The organism is Candidatus Eremiobacterota bacterium, from assembly GCA_031082125.1.
GTDB lineage: Bacteria > Vulcanimicrobiota > CADAWZ01 > CADAWZ01 > Ess09-12 > Ess09-12.
The window spans coordinates 111,258-128,342 of sequence record JAVHLM010000014.1; the positions used below are offsets into that span (position 1 = coordinate 111,258).

The window sequence follows — 17,085 nt, forward strand, 5'->3', positions numbered from 1 at the left end:
CTTTCCGCTCCGCAAGAGATATAACGACATCTGCCACAGCACCTTCGTTCCTTTTGAGAAGTTTCCTCGCGACAGGGAGAGTAGTATGTGGAAAAAGCTTGCAGTCATTTGTGCGGCGCTCCTGGGCGCCCTTTGTATCGCTTCCTGCATGGGGCCCGATCAGCAGACCAAGGTAGAGGAATCAGCGCCCGGCCCCCCGCTCAAGATATACTGCTCCTTTCTCCCTGTGTACTGCTTCACTGCCAATGTCATCACCTCCCGGAAAAATATCTCCCTTGAGGTGGTGATCAGGGATGATATGAGCAATCCCAGCCTGTGCCGCGTCTCGGAAGAAAGGGCAAAAGAAGTGGCCGCCGCAGATATGCTCATTATAAACGGACTGGGGATTGACGCCTTTCTGGTCGATGCCGTGAGCAAGGTGAATCCCAACATCAAGATCCTTGATTGTTCATCAGGGATAGAGGCATTTAACCTGAAGAATCCTTCGTCGTCTCTCAACCCCTACGTATGGATGAGTCCCAGGAAGGCGATCCTGCAGGTGAGGAATATTCAGAAAGCCATAGGAGAGATTGACAGGGAGGGGGCCAAGGAGATAAACAAGCAGGCCGATAAGTACGTCAAGATTCTTGAAGGCCTTGGCGATTCACTCGACAAAGCGGTGAAAGATGCCTCCAATAGAAGGGTTGTGCTGGAAGGCGATATATTTGACTATCTTGCCCGGGACTATGGCCTGGAAGTAGTAGGCAACATCACTCTCAATAAAGCGGAGCGAAGCAACGCACTGGAGAGTCTGAAGGATCTGGTGACCGCTCAGAAAGTGCAGGCCGTGTTTCTCGAGGCGGGTACCGCGGTCTCGCCCCAGAAGGAGAAAGCCCTCCACGAAGGCCTGCCGCTCTTCTACCTCGCCACCATGCAGAGCGGATCCACCTATCCCGACGCTTATGATGCCATGATGAAAAAGAATATCACCTTTGTGAAAGCAGCGCTTCAGGGCAGCCGATGATATCCCTGTCATTGAAAGAGAGCTCAGCCTGGAGGGTTTCCCCCCGGGAGAATGACTGCGAGAAGTGGCTTTCAGAGGAGCTGGAAGTCTCGGTCCTCACAGCGCGCCTTCTTCTCTCAAGGGGCTTTTCCGATCCCTCACCGGCAAGAAGCTTTCTTTTCGGTACTCTTGATGACCGCCACGATCCCCTGCTTCTGTCAGGGATGCTCCGGGCCATCGATGTTATCCGGGGAGCGCTCAGGGATGGAAAGCCCATAAGGATCCTCGGCGATTATGACGTTGACGGCGTCACCTCAACAGCGCTGCTTCTGCAGTTTCTCCGCCGCCTGGGCGCCTGCGTTGATTACTACATCCCCCACCGGGTGAACGATGGCTATGGCGTGTCAGCCGAGGCCATAGAACAGGCCCGCCGTGACGGCATCTCCCTCATTGTCACCGTTGACTGCGGCATGGCGGCCCACCGGGAGATAGGCCTTGCAAAGAGCCTGGGGATTTCCACCGTGGTCATCGATCACCATGAGGTGCCCCCCGTGCTTCCCGAAGCGGAGGCAATAATCAACGCCAGGCAGCCTTGCTGCGCTTTTCCTTTCAAGGAGCTTGCCGGTGTGGGCCTCGCCTTCAAGTTCATCGAGGCCCTGTCGCTCGATATGTCACTTCCTTTCCCCCGGGATTTTCTTGGTCTTGTGGCCCTTGGCACCATTGCAGACGTGGTCCCTCTTGTGGGAGAGAACAGAATTCTTGTAAGAGAGGGAATGAAGGTGCTTGCCTCGTCAGAGGCGGCGGGAATCAAGGAGCTCCTGAAGGCAGCCCTGAGAAAACAGGCAGGCCTCACCGTGAAGGATATCGCCTTCAAGGTGGCACCCCGCATTAACGCCGCCGGCAGAATGGGAAGGGCATCAAGAGCCGTTGAGCTTCTCACATGCGAGGATTCCGCGGAAGCCGGCGGGATAGTGCATGAGCTTGACACCCTCAACCGCGAAAGGCAGAAAGTGGAGGAGAGGATAAGAAAGGAGCTCTTCCTCTCTCTGGAAAAAATGCCCCGGCTCCTTGAAGATGAAGTGCTCGTGATGGAGAGCGACACCTGGCATCCCGGCGTGATAGGCATCACGGCCGCGCGCCTCTCGGAGTTTACCGGGAAGCCTGTGTTTCTCATAGCTCTTTCCGGTGACACGGGGAGGGGCTCGGCAAGAGCCTTTAACAGCCACAATATTTATGAGCTCCTCTCCAACGCCTCCGATCTCTTCAGGGAATATGGAGGACACCGCTCTGCAGGGGGCTTCACGATTAAGAGGGAGGATATCCCTGCCCTGAAGGAGAGGCTCAGAGAGGCACCGGACCGGGCGGTAAAGGAAAGACCCTGTCACAGCGCCGACTGCGAGGTTTCCCTCGACGAGCTTGATATGGTCTCCGTCAGGGAGCTTGAGCTCTTTGAGCCCTTTGGAGAAAAGAATCCTCCCCCTCTGCTTATTGCAAGGGGAATGAGGATCGGCGACATGAGGTGCGTGGGAGGAGGCTCTCACCTCAAGCTGCATCTTCGGCAGGGTGAAGTGTCAGTGAAAGCAATCGCCTTCAAGAAGGCCCGTCTTCTGCCCCTTCTCCTCAAAAGTGAAGTCCTCTACGACATGGTGGTGACCCCTGAGCTGGAAAGCTTCCAGGGGCGGAGGGCCGTGAGCCTCAAGGTTGAGGATATACTGTATCCTGACAGGAACTCCCATCTCATCTGCAGGGAGCCCCGGGAATTTTTTTCGGGGCCCTGGGGCCGGGGAGCCCCTGGCGGTGAAAAAGGTCCCCTTCTCATTAACTCCAGGAATGTGATGGAAAAGACCGGCTACGTGAGGGAAATAATCAGATATGCCCTGTCTGGCCTTATTCTGGTGAGGACTCCCCGTCAGAAAACGGCTCTTGAGCAGAAGCTCAAAAGGGAAGGGATCATCCCGAGAACTGATGGAAAAATTCTTGCAGTGATGAGTTTTCTTGAACAGAGAGAGGAGTGCAGTCCCGTAGAGGACATTGTGCTCTTTTCCCCGCCCCCTTCATTTTCCCATTTTTCCCACCGCTGGTTCAGGAATGCGAGGAGAGTGCACTTCCTTTTCAGCGATGAAGAGATTGCCTACGAGATGAGCATCCAGGATCTTGTGATCCCCTCTGTGGAGATGCTTGTGAGGATTCAGGGGGCGCTTCATCACATGAGCTCCCGGAACCTTTTTCAGGACAGGCTTGAAGCCGTGGTGGAGAAGCTGGGTGATGAAAAGATAAGGAAAGTGACCCTCGAGGTGGCCCTGAAGATATTGTCGGAGCTTCGCCTCGTGGAAAAGGACAGTGACGGCTACAGGCTCTGCAATGGTGAAGAGCTTACCGAGGAGGGCCTCATTGAATCCAGGTATTTCTCATCGCTGGTAAGGCAGCGGGATTCCTTCCTGCGCTTCAGGGACCTTTACCGTGAGGATTTTGAGCTGTGCAAGAGGGAGATCCTTGCCCGCATAGGTGATTCCTGATGCTTTTCCCGCTCATGTCTGTAAATCATCCTCCATATGTGCGGTGCATAAGTGAGATCCTTGCCGTATAGGTGATTCCTGATGCCCTTCCCCCCCATGTCTGTAAAACATCTTCCAGATGTGCTATAATAAAAAATTGGAACCATGGAGGATGCCATGAATATAGAAACGCTCCTGGACACGGTAAAGAGCTATAACGGCTCGGCGGATCTGGAGCTCATCAGGAAAGCATATGATTTCGCCACGAGGCTCCATGACGGCCAGATGCGAGCTTCAGGCGAGCCTTTTGTCATTCACCCCTTCGAGGTGGCCACCATCCTTGCCAACCTTCAGATGGACACTACCTCCATTGCAGCGGGTCTTCTTCACGATACCATAGAAGACACCGTGGCAAGCTACGAGGAGATAGAAAAGCAGTTCGGCAAGGAGATCGCCATGCTTGTTGACGGCGTCACCAAGCTGACCGCCATAAGCGCTTCCAAGGAGCAGAGCAAGCAGGGCCCCGTATTCAAATCAAAAGCCGAGAGCCAGGCGGAGAATCTCAGGAAGATATTCCTTGCCATGGCCAAGGACATAAGGGTCATCCTGATAAAGCTCGCCGACAGGCTCCACAACCTGAGGACCCTCTCGTCGCTTGCCCCCGAGAAGAGAAAATACATAGCCAAGGAGACCCTGGAGATATTTGCACCCATCACCTCCCGGCTCGGCATGTGGAGAATAAAATGGGAGCTCGAGGACCTGGCTTTTTCCCACCTGGAGCCTGAAAAATTTGTCGAGCTGGAGCAGAAGGTGACGGCAAGGAGGGCCGACAGGGAGAAGGTGATCCACGAGGCCATCGCCATCATCGAGCGGAAACTGGCCGAGCATGGCCTTAAGGCCCATATAGAGGGGAGGCCCAAGCATCTCTACAGCATCTACCAGAAGCTCACCAAGAAAGTAAGAGATTTTTCCGAGATCTATGATCTTTTTGCCGTGAGGATTATCGTGAACACCGTGGAAGAATGCTACACGGTCCTGGGTACTGTGCACAGCCTCTGGATTCCCATGAAGGACAGGATCAAGGATTACATAGCCGTTCCCAAGTCAAACAGCTACCGCTCCCTCCACACTACGGTATACGGCCCCGGAGACGAGCCCCTTGAGATCCAGATAAGGACATGGGAGATGCACCGCATCAACGAGTTCGGGCTTGCCGCCCACTGGGCCTACAAGGAGAACAAGAACGAGAAGCTTGCCAAGGAGATCTATCCCTGGATAAGGCGCATTGTGGACTGGCAGCTTGACTCCAAGGATGCGAGGGAATACATCGAGAACCTGAAGCTCGATCTCCTCGAGTCGGAAGTCTTTGTCTTCACGCCCCGCGGCGATGTCGTCGATCTCCCCGCCGGCTCCACGCCCATTGACTTCGCCTACAGGATCCACACGGAGGTGGGGCACAAGTGCGTGGGAGCCAAGGTGAACGCAAAGATTGTCCCCCTTGAATACAGCCTCCAGAACGCCGACATCCTCGAGATTATCACCTCCAAGCACGCCACGCCGAGCCTCGACTGGCTCAAGATATGCCGGTCAAACCATGCCAAGAACAAGATCAGGCAGTGGTTCAAGAAGGAGCGCCGCGAGGAGAACATCATAAGGGGCAAGGAGATCATCGAAAAGGAGCTCAAGCGGCAGCGCATCGAGAACGTGCTCTCAAACACCGAGCTGATGGAGCATGTTACTGCAAAGCTGAACTTCGTGACCCTCGACGATCTCTATGCATCGCTCGGCTACGGTGAGACTTCCCTTCCCCAGGTCCTCTCAAAGATCCGCGACGAGATGCCCAAGCCCGTGGAGGATGTGCTTATCTCCAAGCGCGCCCCCTCGAAGAAGGAGAAGATGAGCCAGGGTATCAAGGTCAAGGGCATCGACAACGTGCTGGTGAGGTTCTCCAAGTGCTGCAGCCCCGTTCCCGGCGACGACATCATCGGCTACATCACGCTGGGCAAGGGCATCTCGATCCACAGGAGAAACTGCCCCAACATGCCTTCCCTCACCCTTCAGACGGAGCGTGTCGTGGAAGTGGGCTGGGATGAGAAGAGAAAGGATATCAAGTATAACGTGGAGCTCGAGATCGAGGCCTGGGACCGCGACGGGCTCCTGGCCGCGGTAATGAATGCCGTGAACGAGGCCAAGGTGCCGGCCCTGGCCTGCAACGCCAAGGTCAAGAAGAGCAAGGCCCATATAGGCCTCTGCATAGAGGTCGGCGACAAGGTGCAGCTCAACGACATCATCAAGAGGCTTTCGCACCTCAAGGGCATAATCGCCGTGGGCCGGGCCTCGTCACAGGAAGACTACCTGTAAGGAGCCCTGCCATGAGAGCGGTGATACAGAGAGTCACAGAAGCATCTGTCGAGGTTGACGGGAAAGTGTGCGGGGCCATATCCCACGGCTTTCTCATACTCCTTGGGGTGGAGGATGACGATGCTGAAAAGGATGCGGACTACCTGGCGGAAAAGATTGCCCACCTCAGGGTTTTCAGAGATTCCGAGGAAAAGATGAACCTCTCGGTGCTTGATACCGGGGGCGCCCTCCTCGTGATATCACAGTTCACCCTCTATGGCGACTGCAGGAGGGGGCGGCGCCCCAGCTTCAGCAAGGCGGCCCCGCCGGAGAAAGCGGACTCACTTTACCGGTATTTTATAAAGAAGCTCAATGAATATACCCCCAGAGTCCAGGAAGGCATTTTCCAGGCAATGATGAAAGTCCATCTGGTCAATGACGGCCCCGTGACCTTTCTGCTCGACAGCAGGAAGCTCTTCTGAAGGGGCGGGACGGCGATGAGCAAGTGACGCTTCATGAAGGGAAGATCCACCGGAAAAGCCCTCTGAAAATGCTGGTATCAGGCAGCGTTTCCGTGGCGCTTGCGTGGCTTTTGAGCTGTTTCAAAATCCTCCATATGCCCCAGGGGGGAGGAGTCTCGCTTGAGATGGTCCCCCTTGTCCTTTTTTCCCTCTTTTATGGCGTCCTTCCGGGGCTTCTTGCCGGGGTTTCATACGGGCTTCTCCATTTTACCCAGAGTATCTTCGTGATTCATCCCGTGCAGTTTCTCCTTGACTATCCCCTCGCTTTTGGCGCAGCGGCTGTGGCGGGCTTTTTCGCCGGGAAGAGACGCTCCCCTCTCATGGATGTTCTTGCAGTCCTTTCGGCTTTCGGGGCGAGATTCGCCTGCCATGTGCTATCTGGAGTGCTCTTCCTGTCGCTTTTTGTCAAGGCCCTCCCGCAGAATCCTCTTTTCTATGTAATGGTGTATAACGCCACCTATCTTCTGCCTGACGCGCTCATTGCTGTGCTGATCGTCCCCCTGCTCGCGGCAAGGCTTGACAGGGTTTATACTCAAGAGCATACCAGAGGGCATCATGAGAGATGAGAGGATAATGTGGGTCAATATACGGGGGTACATAAGAAGAGTGCGGAGAGAGGGACTCGAACCCTCACGGTTGCCCATACGCCCCTCAAACGTACGCGTCTGCCAGTTCCGCCATCTCCGCACTTGGCTTAAGGTATTTCATATTATATCAGAATATTTATTTTTGTCAATGCGGTTATTTGACAGACCGCCATGGATATTCTATAATGAAAATGCCCGTACAATGACCATAAAAGCTCACAAACTTCAAGGTATCCTCTTCTGAGGAAGGGGTTCGAATCCCTATGTGGCGAAATAGCTTTTATAACTCGTACGGGCATTTTCATTCGAGGTGTGATGACAAGATATCCGGTATTTTTCGCGTTTTCCCGGGCAGGCGGTAACGTCTCTCCGGGCTTTGAGCAGTGTCCCCTCAAGGGTGAGGAGCTCAGAAAGGCCATGCTCAACACCTTTCTGGTCAACCTGCACCGCTCGCTTGAAGTACTTCAGAAGCTTCATAACAGCATACTTTCCTGTGATCCCCTTTTCTATGGCCATCTTGCCTGCTGGTATATCCTTCATGGCGAGGTGAGGGAGCACAAAGACATCTTTCTCGCCCATCTCCTCTCGGGCGCTCTTCCAGAGCACCGCGAGGCCAGCTTCGTGCTCCTCCAGCAGCTTCCCCCCCAGGAAGTCTCGAGGGTTGTTGACTACTGCAAGAGAGTGCAGAAGAAATTCCCCCGGAGTGCCCGTACTGCGGTGATACATTTTCTGAAGGCCCTCGAGGATGACAGGAAAAGATTTGAGCTGGCTACCCTTGAGAGCCGCCGGTATCTCAAGCACCTGTATGCTTCGCTGCATGTGAAGCCCTCGGAGCGGGTCCAGGCTATTCTCTTCAGCGGTGATCCCCCGCCCGGCAGCGCTCTTTATGCCCTCAAGAGGCTCTCCCTTGAAGATGAAGATGAGGTAATCGAAAGGCTCATCAATGAAAATGGCCTGCCACTCCCCATATGTTTCAAGACAATAAAATTTCTCACCTCCTCTCTTGTGCTGAGACTCCTGGAGAAGGCGCCCCATGATCAGATAAGGTGCAGCCTGCCCCTTCTCTTGCAGCGGGGCTTTTTGAAAAGCGACGAGGTGAGAGCCCTCCTGGAGGAGAAAGTCGGACCATTTCCCATAATCCCCAGGCGGTCCGTTCATGGCCATAAGAGGATGATGATGAGCACCTTTGAGGAGCCCCCTGACCATGAGGGGGAGATCAGCGCCCTGATAAGTGAGATGGCTTTGAAGGAGGAGCGGATTCGGAAGCCTGTCGCGCTCCTTGTTGACAAGTCAGGGAGCATTGACGGGGCCCTCACTGCGGGTAAAATGACTGCAGCGCTCATGGCAGCTCTCGGGTCAGCCAGGTGTTCGGTTTATCTCTTTGACGCCAGGGCTTTCAAAATTGAAAGCGGGAGTGCTTCTTATGAAGGGTGGAACAGGATTTTTTCGGAGTTCTCCCCCGGCGGCCCGACGAGTATCGGATCAGCTTTAGAAGCACTTATCTCAGAGGGCGTGCCTTATGAGCATCTTATCATAGTGACAGACGGCAATGAAAATGCTGATCCCTCTTTTTTCTCAATATATAAACACTATCACGAGGTGTTTTCCCTCTCCCCCCCTGTTTCGCTTGTCAAAGTGGGTCATTTTTCGCCTGATTTCGAGCGCCGCATGATGAAGTCCGATATCACTTACACTGCGCTGGAATTTCGAGGCACCTACCGTTCCCTGTCACGGCTTGTCCCTCCCCTGCTGGGACCTTCGCTTGACGAGCTGAAGAGGGAGATCATGAACATACCTCTCCCCGCGAGGGAGAGGGCATTGACTTAAGTAAGCGAGGTCCGGCATGGCAAGAAAGATAGGTATATTCGTTGTTTCCGTCATAATATTGATTGTTGTTCTCAGATTGGCCGGATGCGGCACAATGCATGTGCTGACCGGCCAGGGAAATCTCGGGGGGATGAAGACTCTGGCGGATGTGGATAAATCGCTGCTGGAGGCGAGGGATTACTCCGGCAAGACCCCTCTCCACCAGGCGGCTGCCAATGGCAGGAAACAAGCGGTGGAATACCTGCTCTCCCGCAGGTGTGATCCCAAGGTGAAGGATTCCACGGGGAAGACGCCTCTGCATTACGCGGCGATGAACGGCCATAAGGATATCGCGGAAATACTGATCTTGAGGGGTGCCCTTGTGAATGTGAGGGATTCGACACCTGACCAGTGGACGCCCCTTGGCCTTGCATTGAAGGAAAAGCATGAGGCTCTGGCAGCAATGCTCCTCGTTTACGGGGGGCAGCAGTGATCACGGGGCCTGTTCCTCTTCAAGTGAGGCCGCCATTTTCAATGCATCGGGATCATCTATCTTTCTTTTCAGATATTCCTGAAACCAGCCCCGGGCTTCCTTGAAATTTCCCTGTCGGTATGCCATGAGGCCCAGGTTGTAGCAGGCTCCCATATGGTGCTCATCATATTTCACCGCGAGAGCGAACTCCCTTGATGCTTTCTCCATGTCAGAAAACCCGGAAAGAATAGAGAGTCCCATTTTGAAGTGCACCTCTGCCTGCCTCTCATTATCAGGAATGGCTCTCTCAAAGGCTCCCGGCTTTGTGCGCCGCTGTGCTTCTTCGTCGCTCTTCTCCACGGTCTCTCCCTCCCTGCCGATTCTTGTCTGGAAGCGCTGATGACCGTCATATTCGCTTCTCGATGCTTTGTCGTAGAGAATATTGAAACAGTCAACAAGTTCTTCCATCCTCTCATTTGCACAGAGCTTGAGGCGGGGATCCTGGTGAGGACAGATTAGCCTTGCCTTTATCGTGTAAGCTCTCAGGATTTCTTCCTCTGTAGAAAGCGGCGCGGCTCCTACAACGAAATAGCAGTCTTTCTCTCTTTCCATGGCGGCTCCTTCACTGGAAATAGTGTTCCGGAATGGTAAGGTGGTACAGGGGCCGTTCCTCGCGGTTCAGGAGCACCAGGTTCCTGTTGTGGGCTTTCATCCCTTCGTAATAATGTTTCCACGATATGATGCCCTCGATATACCCGGCCCTCAATTGTTTAGGGAGCTGGGGAGGCAGTTCTTCGTCACTGTTGAAGAGTTCTCCTGATTTCTCCTTTATATGAGCCATCTCTGAGCGGTATTGTTTCTCCCCGATGGAGCCGTACTTGAACTGGTGCTCGAGCTGTCTTTTTCTCTCTTCCAGTGACTTGAGAGTCTCTATGCTCCCGGCATAATCGGCCACCTTCTGCCTTCTCAGCTCCTCCCTTGAGGCCACTGACCCGATAGTTGCGCTGATTGCAATGGTACGGTCCATGAAATGATAAGAATTTCGCTCTCCCTCCTTAACCTTGCTCATCATGGAGAAGCGGAGCTGTCCTCTTTTCTCATCCAGAAAGATACGGGTCTGCGTCCTGGGAGGCTTTTCAATGGTGAACTGCTCCAGGAGTTTTCCCGAGCAGTCAAAGATAAAGAGATCCTGAGCGGCATCTTTTCTAATGCTCCCGATGACATGAAGATTCTCTGTCTGAAAATACTGGATGGTGCTGTCGGGGTGGAGGGAGCCCTCAAAGAGCAGCGATTTGAAGAGCATGGTATTTTCATGGTCAAAGACCGCCCAGATGGCGAAGGGTTTCCGCCTGTGCAGGGTGGTGAAAAGAATGCCGACATCTCCGGCATTGCTGATGCTGCCGCTCAGGGCGTATTCCTCTGTTTTCAGGTCACAGTCTGCCAGCGATTTTATAGGAAGGTCCGGAAAGATGCGTATGGTTTTTTCTTCAGTATTAAAGAGCATTACGGTGATAATAAGGGTGTCGTCCTTCTCGTTCCGGGTTCCCAGGAAGGCTACATAATGGAGATTCTGGGAAAAAATGTACGTCGAGCGCTCGAAACCGCCTGGGGCGCTCTCTGAAGCCTTGTACTTCATCTCGTGGATCTGGTGGAAAGAATTCTTTTCTGTTTCAAAGAGCATGAGCCGGTCTCTTGTCTCTTCATCATCAAGGACGGAGATCTGGCGCAGCAGGATCCTGTCTTTCCCAGATCCTGCAAGGATGTGGGAATCTTTCAGCTCCCAGCGGTCCCCCTTGACAGACTGCGCGGGAATCTTGAACTCTTCCACCTTGAATCCCTTCTCGTCAAGGATAACTATTGTGTTGTCATGGGGAATGTGGAGGCAGATTGTGCCTTCATCGGAGAGTGCTATCTTGAGAGGCGTATCAAAGCGTTTTCGTTTCATGACAAGGAGGGAGCTGTGGGGAAGGAGCCGAGAGAGAACCTTGGTCCAGAGCACTCTTTTACCCTTGATGGAGGTGAGAAGGGGAAAGTGGCCGAGAGGAGTGGAGAGCACGTAAAAGGCATAGGAACGGGTTCCTTTCGGGCTCACTCCCCAGGAAAAGAAATGAGGGCTCCTGTAAGCAAAGGAGAAATAATCGCTTTTCTCATCGATTTCCGGGTATCCCGACGAGGGGAGGGCTATGGGGACTTCGTAGGGCTCTATTTCCTTGATATCAATGATTTTTATGCTCTCATCAAGGGATATGAGACGCTCTGCGCCGCTCCATACCTGTCCTATGACGGTCACCTCCTCGGAACCATCCTGGAGAAGGAAACAGAAGCAGTTCTTGTAGGTTCCCAGTGATCCTGCGAGGGGGAGCATGCTGTTATCCTCTTCATCGCCGTCACCCTGCATATCTCTCTGAGGGAGAAGAATCATTTTCCCCTGGATGGGAGCTGAGAATTCCTTACCCCGGTAGAAGCCTCTTGTGCACAATTCTCTGAATTTTATGCAGCTCATAGGCGCCTGACGGGGAAACATCCTTATCCATAAGGATCCGGCAGTTGTTTCCATACGGTACAACATGGCTACTCCTCGGCCTCCTTTATCTCTTGACATGTCCCCCTGTCCTTGTCCTCCCGCTGGAACTCCCTTATCAGAATCTCGTCCGGTCCCCACACGATAAATGAATTCAGCAGCTCAATATCGTCTTTACCCACTTCATTAAGCCATTCAATTGATTTTCCAAGCAAGGTCTTCACCGCTTTTGAGGTTTTCTTCAGGTGCTCGAGAAGAAGCTGCGTTGACAGAGCTTTCTTATCAAGAATGAACTGGCAGGTGGCGGTGGCGAAGTGAATAACACTCTCGGGGAAGAAACGGCTTCCCCAGAGGATCTCCCGCTTCTGCTCCTCGTTGAGAATCGATGGCCCCATGAAAATGAGCTTTTCAATGAATTGGAGGCTTCCCTCGCTGCACGCATTGTCACCGACGAGCTGGTAAGTTCCCCTCTCTATGCCGTCGCTGATGAGCTTCCCAATGACCTCAATCCTTTTATCTATCTTGAGGGTGTCAATGAGCCCCCCGGGTTCATTGATATTCCTGCCCTCCATGGGTTCACCCTTCTGCTGCTCAAGAGCTTCATTTATTTCATGTATCTTTCTCTGGATCTTTTTATGAAGCTGCTGATGCTCCCACTCGTTAATCAGGCGGCGGGCCTCCATGAGATGGTAGCAGGCCAGGTTCAGCTTCCCCTGGCCGGAATCATCGGGAGAGCTCTTCTGCTCTTTCATGAGGTTCTGGTAGTTCATGAGGTGAATAGCGGCAAGCCATTCCTTGAGCAGGGTGAGGCCGTTCCATTCCATGGCCCTGTAGAAATCAAGGAGCTTGATGATCATGTGAAAAGTCATGAGGTTTTTGGAGAGGAGGGAATATTCCAGGACCTGGGAAATCTGCTGGAATTCGTCGTTGGAGCGCTGGAAGCGGTTGTCATGGTTTCTGAGCACCAGAGAGAGGGAGAGAATATGGGCCATGAGGGCCGAAGGAATTGAGAAGCCAAGGTCTGCAAGGGCCACAAGGCTGAGAGTGAGGCGGCTCATCACGTCGGAGGAATACTGCCCCTCGCATATCTCATCAATGGCAATCGAGAAAATACGGTGGGAGCGCTCCAGAATAACAGGGGCGACCTCGAGATACATGTCATAGAGGACAGTGCTTCTGCTCCTGCCGGTGTGAGGGGCGATTTCAAGGTTTCTCACTTCCTCGTTGAGCACCTCGAGGGTCCTTCTTATCTTGCTGATAAAGACAGGCTCGGAAATATGCGGTTTTCCGCAGAGGCCGCAGCGGGTCTCTTTGCCTTTCCCGGTGAAATCAATCCACCTGTTGTCGCAGTCAAAGCATTTATAGTATAAAAGCTTCATCAACGGCTCCTCCTCAGAAACCCATTGTCTTCAGGCATTTTTTGCAAAAACTGTCAGGGATCTCACTGGCAAACTCAGCGCCGCATTCCTGGCATATTGAAAGGGATGAAAAAGAGGCACCCGGGATGCTGCCGGAGGGTTTCCCGCAGTACCGGCAGAACCGTGCTTTCTGCGATATGATGCTGGAGCATGAGCCGCAGAGATCAAGACCGGTATGCGTTCGGAGGAGCTCCCGGGTCCTCAGGGCGTTAAAAGAGAGGCTCCTCTGAAAAAAGAAAAGGGCCTTCGCCTTTTCCCCTTTGAGGTCCTCGCACAATCCCCGGAAAAAATTTATCTCCGCAGAGAAAGGATCAAGCCGCAGCGCCTTTGAGAAAGCCTCCTTCGCCTCTTCAAAGAGATTGAGCTTCAGCGAGGCTTTCCCAAGATTCAGCAGGGCTTCTTCACTGTCTTCACCAAGTTTAAGGGATTCAAGAAATTGCTGACGCGCTTCAAAGAAGCGGCCGCCTTCCATATGCCTGGCGCCCATCGCGAGGTGGGCCCTCAGTCTGGCGTCGTCGCGTGAGCCGCTGTCTTTTCTTAAATGACCGGATGAAATGGCGATATCCCTGAAGCTCCTGTCGGAAGTGGCAGTTCCTTCGTTAATAGCCACCAGCGTTTCAAGCATTTCTGCCGCGCTTTTGAAGCGGCGGCGGGTGTCTTTTTCAAGCGCCCTGAGGAGCGCCGCTTCCAGCGCCTCGCTGATGGCGGGGCACAGGGACATTGCGGGAGGGAAGGTGAATGGCTCGCCATTGCGGGGATCGCGTCCCGTGAGCAGATGGTGGAGCGTGGCGCCAAGGCTGTAAATATCAGAGCGCTCATCGACAGTCCCCATATACTGCTCCGGGGGCGCATAACCGGCCGTGCCCAGGTTTGCCCCCTTCTGGCGGGCGCTCAGAACCTTGGCAATGCCAAAGTCTATCAGATAAATGTTCCCTTGCTTTGAGCGCATGATATTGGCAGGCTTGAGGTCCCTGAAAATGATGGGAGGGACCTGCTGATGGAGGTACGAGAGAGTATCCAGGAGCCTGATGCCGATGGCGAGCGCCTCTTTTTCATCGAGGCCGGGATTCCCTACGAAGGAAAGGTATTCCTCCAGATCCATGCCCGAGATATAGTCCATTACCATGAAGCAGCGTCCCTTCTCTACAAAGTAATCATGGATTCTGGGTATGGACGGGTGGGAGAGGGAGGCGAGAAGATCGGCTTCCCTGAGAAAGCGCAGCTGCCCCGCCTCCTTATCCAGAGGATCGGGGGAGGTGTCGATGAGCTCCTTGAGGGCATAGAGAGCGCCTGAGGGGAGATGGAGGATTCTGTACACATTGCCCATTGCCCCTGAGGCCACATAATCAAGCACACGGTAACGCTCTTTGAGAGTAGCCCCCTTCATAGAAGTATGATTCGCCCTTTTCTCTCATATACCTCTGAGCGGGAAGCTGTGGATAACCTGGCCGCCATAATTTACTTCGTGGAAACAAAGGGGCAACATATTTTTGATGTTCACGAGGTAGGATCAAGGTGCTTCATAAAGGAGGAATCATGAGGGAGCGCCCTGTAATCGCGATGGCTATTCTCTTTTCGGCAGGCATTCTGACTGCATCTCTGCGCGCTCCCGGATTCCTCATCGCTTTGGTGCTTCTCTTCGCAGGGCTCATTGCGGCAAGGTGTGCACGGATCCCGGACCTCTGCTGTCTCCTTATGTGCGTATGCTTTTTCGCAGGTCTTGTCTCCTACAGGGTGAGGGATCACCTTCACAGGCACTCCCCTCTGAGAGCTTTTGCCGGACGCCCTGTCAGCATAAGGGGGACAATTCTGGCCGCCGATGACTCCCTGTCAGGCGCCAGGTTGAAGGTTGCTCTCCAGTGGGTGACGTGCTCCGGGAAGAAAGTGGAAGTCCCCTCTGTAAGGATTCTCGTGAAAGCCGCTCCCGCAGCTGACCATGGCGGCCTCGTGTGCGGTGATCAGATAGAAGCCTACGGGGTCCTGAGAGAATACCTCTCGCTCAGAAACCCCGGTCTTTTCAACAACGAGAGGGCCCGGCGCTTTGATGGGTATGGCTACGAGCTTGAGATCCGCCGGCCGGGCGCTCTTGTCTGGAGGGGAAGGGGTGCGGTGAATCCTCTCATTTGGATGGCCTCATATATGAGGAGCTCAATGGAGAAGGTCTTCAAGGCCTCTCATGCTTCTGAAAAATGCGCTCTTCTCTCGGGGATAGTATTTGGCGACAAGAGTGCCATTTCAGATGACCTGCAGGAGCAGTTCAGGGTGACGGGGACCCTTCATCTCCTTGCGGCGTCAGGAATGAATGTGGCGCTCCTCACCTGTACGGTCCTCGCTTTGTGCCGTCTCCTTGGTTTGAGCCGCCGCCATGGTTCCCTTCTTGCCCTTCCTGTCATAGTGGTTTATACTTTCATGGCCGGTGCCACTCCCTGCATAGTGAGGGCCTCTCTGATGGCATCACTGTGCCTCCTGGCCCGCCTTGCCCGCAGGGAGGCGGATCTGGCAAACACCCTTTTCTGCGCCGCCTTTGTCATGATGGCGGTGAGCCCGCAGAGCCTTTTCGATATAGGGTTTCAGCTCAGCTGCGGTGCCGTGGCGGGTATTATTATCGGAGTGCCCCTCTTCCAGCAGTGCTGGGAGAGGAAAAAAGGGCTTCTGCGCTATTTTCTTGAGCTCTTTCTTATCTCCTGCGCCGTGCAGCTCATTCTTACTCCTCTTGTGGCCTTTCACTTTTTCCAGTGCGCTCCCCTGTCTTGCTTCTTCAACCTGGTGGTGGTGCCGCCTGCGGTGGCTCTTCTCCACCTCGGGATCCTGGAAGGGATTCTTGGCTTGCTATGGCTTCCCCTTGGAGCGCCTTGCGCCTTTCTTAACGAACTGGCTCTCTCGTTCATGCTCTGGGCGGAGAAGACGCTCTCCTCGGTGCCGGGCTGTTCTCTCCCTGTAGTGCGGCCTTCATGGTCCCTTATCCTCTGGTATTATCTTATCGTCGCTTCGCTGGCGGTTTTAAAGACAGGCTATGGTTCCGTCCTGCTCAGGAGAGTCCTCGCATGGGCTATTGTTATCTGCGGGCTCCTCGCACCATGGCCCGGTTTTTCAGCTATGCCTTTTAAAGTCATCGTCATGGATGTGGGAGAAGGGGACGCCATCCTGATATGCCTTCCTGATTCTTCTGCCATACTGATAGACGGCGGAGCGGCAGGAAAAAATGGATTCGATGCCGGCGAGCGTGTCGTTGTTCCCCTCCTCAAGGCTCAGGGGATAAGGAGGCTCGGGCTTGTGATGCTCTCTCATCGTCATGATGATCATGCCGGGGGGCTTGTTTCCGTGCTAAAAGCCATCCCCACTGGGCTTTTCGTCCATGGGCCGGGATGTACGCGGGGCGGGATCTATGGCGAGCTAGTGAGCATGCTCTCTGCCCGCACAATCCCCGAGAGGGAAGCTTATGCCGGCGATGAGTTCTTGTTCCCCTGCGGCGCCCGCCTCCGGGTCCTGTGGCCCCCGCGTGATTTCACGGGAGTTGATGAAAATGACATGTCGCTTGTGGTGCAGCTTGTCTATAGAGAGACCAGGATGCTTTTCATGGGCGACCTGGGAGGGTCTGCCGAGGAGCAGTTTCTTTGCCGCCCTCATGCCCTTCAGTCCCAGGTGCTCAAGATTGCCCACCATGGAAGCAGCCTTTCCACGAAAGAGAAGCTGCTTGGGAGTGCTGCCCCGGAGTATGCCCTCATCTCAGTGGGGCGCCGCAATATCCATGGCCATCCCTCGCGAAAAGTGATAGAGAGACTTGAGAAGAAGGGGATAAGGGTTTTAAGAACAGACTGTTCCGGCGCGGTGACGCTTATCTTGAGGGGGAATGCACTGGAAGTTCAGGAATCCAGGGATGCCTGTGACCGGGCAGGGGGAGCAAGAGGCTCCCTCCTGCCCGGAGAGGCAGATGTGTTGTAAA

Annotated in this window: 12 protein-coding genes and 1 tRNA gene; 8 read left to right on the forward strand and 5 right to left on the reverse strand. The window is 54.0% G+C overall.

Translation table 11 applies throughout. From position 1 onward, the window contains the following. The first annotated feature begins 85 nt into the window (after positions 1–85). The 5 genes from RDV48_16335 to thiT all read left to right on the forward strand — a co-directional run bounded on the left by RDV48_16335 (position 86) and on the right by thiT (position 6,904). Positions 86–1,003, forward strand: coding sequence for a metal ABC transporter substrate-binding protein (locus tag RDV48_16335; protein ID MDQ7824372.1), 918 nt, complete (start codon positions 86–88; stop codon positions 1,001–1,003). Further along, on the forward strand, positions 1,000–3,498 hold the full coding sequence (recJ, locus tag RDV48_16340) for a single-stranded-DNA-specific exonuclease RecJ (GenBank protein ID MDQ7824373.1): 2,499 nt from the start codon (positions 1,000–1,002) through the stop codon (positions 3,496–3,498). The genes RDV48_16335 and recJ overlap by 4 nt, the downstream gene beginning before the upstream one ends. Before the next feature lie 156 nt (positions 3,499–3,654). Next, a complete protein-coding gene (locus tag RDV48_16345; protein ID MDQ7824374.1) occupies positions 3,655–5,838 on the forward strand; it encodes a bifunctional (p)ppGpp synthetase/guanosine-3',5'-bis(diphosphate) 3'-pyrophosphohydrolase in 2,184 nt (727 codons plus the stop codon). A gap of 11 nt (positions 5,839–5,849) precedes the next feature. Further along, positions 5,850–6,299 carry a D-aminoacyl-tRNA deacylase gene (dtd, locus tag RDV48_16350; protein ID MDQ7824375.1) on the forward strand — a complete coding sequence of 150 codons (450 nt, stop codon included), beginning with the start codon at positions 5,850–5,852 and terminating at the stop codon, positions 6,297–6,299. 23 nt (positions 6,300–6,322) lie between these two features. Further along, positions 6,323–6,904: an energy-coupled thiamine transporter ThiT gene (gene thiT, locus RDV48_16355; protein MDQ7824376.1), complete on the forward strand. Its 582-nt coding sequence runs from the start codon at positions 6,323–6,325 to the stop codon at positions 6,902–6,904. Between the two features lie 41 nt (positions 6,905–6,945). Here thiT and RDV48_16360 read toward each other — a convergent pair. Then, positions 6,946–7,025: transfer RNA gene (locus tag RDV48_16360), tRNA-Leu, on the reverse strand. Between the two features lie 215 nt (positions 7,026–7,240). Here RDV48_16360 and RDV48_16365 point away from each other — a divergent pair. Continuing rightward, the gene (locus tag RDV48_16365) at positions 7,241–8,752 is read left to right on the forward strand and encodes a hypothetical protein (protein MDQ7824377.1); all 1,512 of its coding nucleotides are present in this window, start codon (positions 7,241–7,243) and stop codon (positions 8,750–8,752) included. 130 nt (positions 8,753–8,882) lie between these two features. Continuing rightward, positions 8,883–9,224, forward strand: a complete 342-nt coding sequence (locus tag RDV48_16370; GenBank protein ID MDQ7824378.1) for an ankyrin repeat domain-containing protein — start codon at positions 8,883–8,885, stop codon at positions 9,222–9,224. On the opposite strand, the gene RDV48_16375 is transcribed toward RDV48_16370, so the two are convergent. The 4 genes from RDV48_16375 to RDV48_16390 are packed head-to-tail and all read right to left on the reverse strand — an operon-like array spanning position 9,225 to position 14,529. After that, entirely contained in the window at positions 9,225–9,815 is a 591-nt protein-coding gene (locus tag RDV48_16375) for a hypothetical protein (GenBank protein ID MDQ7824379.1), read from the reverse strand. It abuts the gene before it with no gap. A 10-nt stretch (positions 9,816–9,825) separates the two neighbouring features. Beyond that, positions 9,826–11,805 (reverse strand): peptidylprolyl isomerase, encoded by a 1,980-nt coding sequence (locus RDV48_16380; protein MDQ7824380.1) that lies wholly within the window; start codon positions 11,803–11,805, stop codon positions 9,826–9,828. After that, on the reverse strand, positions 11,775–13,106 hold the full coding sequence (locus tag RDV48_16385) for a hypothetical protein (GenBank protein MDQ7824381.1): 1,332 nt from the start codon (positions 13,104–13,106) through the stop codon (positions 11,775–11,777). The genes RDV48_16380 and RDV48_16385 overlap by 31 nt, the downstream gene beginning before the upstream one ends. A gap of 10 nt (positions 13,107–13,116) precedes the next feature. Beyond that, positions 13,117–14,529 (reverse strand): protein kinase, encoded by a 1,413-nt coding sequence (locus tag RDV48_16390; GenBank protein ID MDQ7824382.1) that lies wholly within the window; start codon positions 14,527–14,529, stop codon positions 13,117–13,119. Between the two features lie 149 nt (positions 14,530–14,678). On the opposite strand from RDV48_16390, the gene RDV48_16395 reads away from it, so the two are divergent. After that, on the forward strand, positions 14,679–17,084 hold the full coding sequence (locus RDV48_16395; protein ID MDQ7824383.1) for a DNA internalization-related competence protein ComEC/Rec2: 2,406 nt from the start codon (positions 14,679–14,681) through the stop codon (positions 17,082–17,084). Position 17,085: the final 1 nt, after the last annotated feature.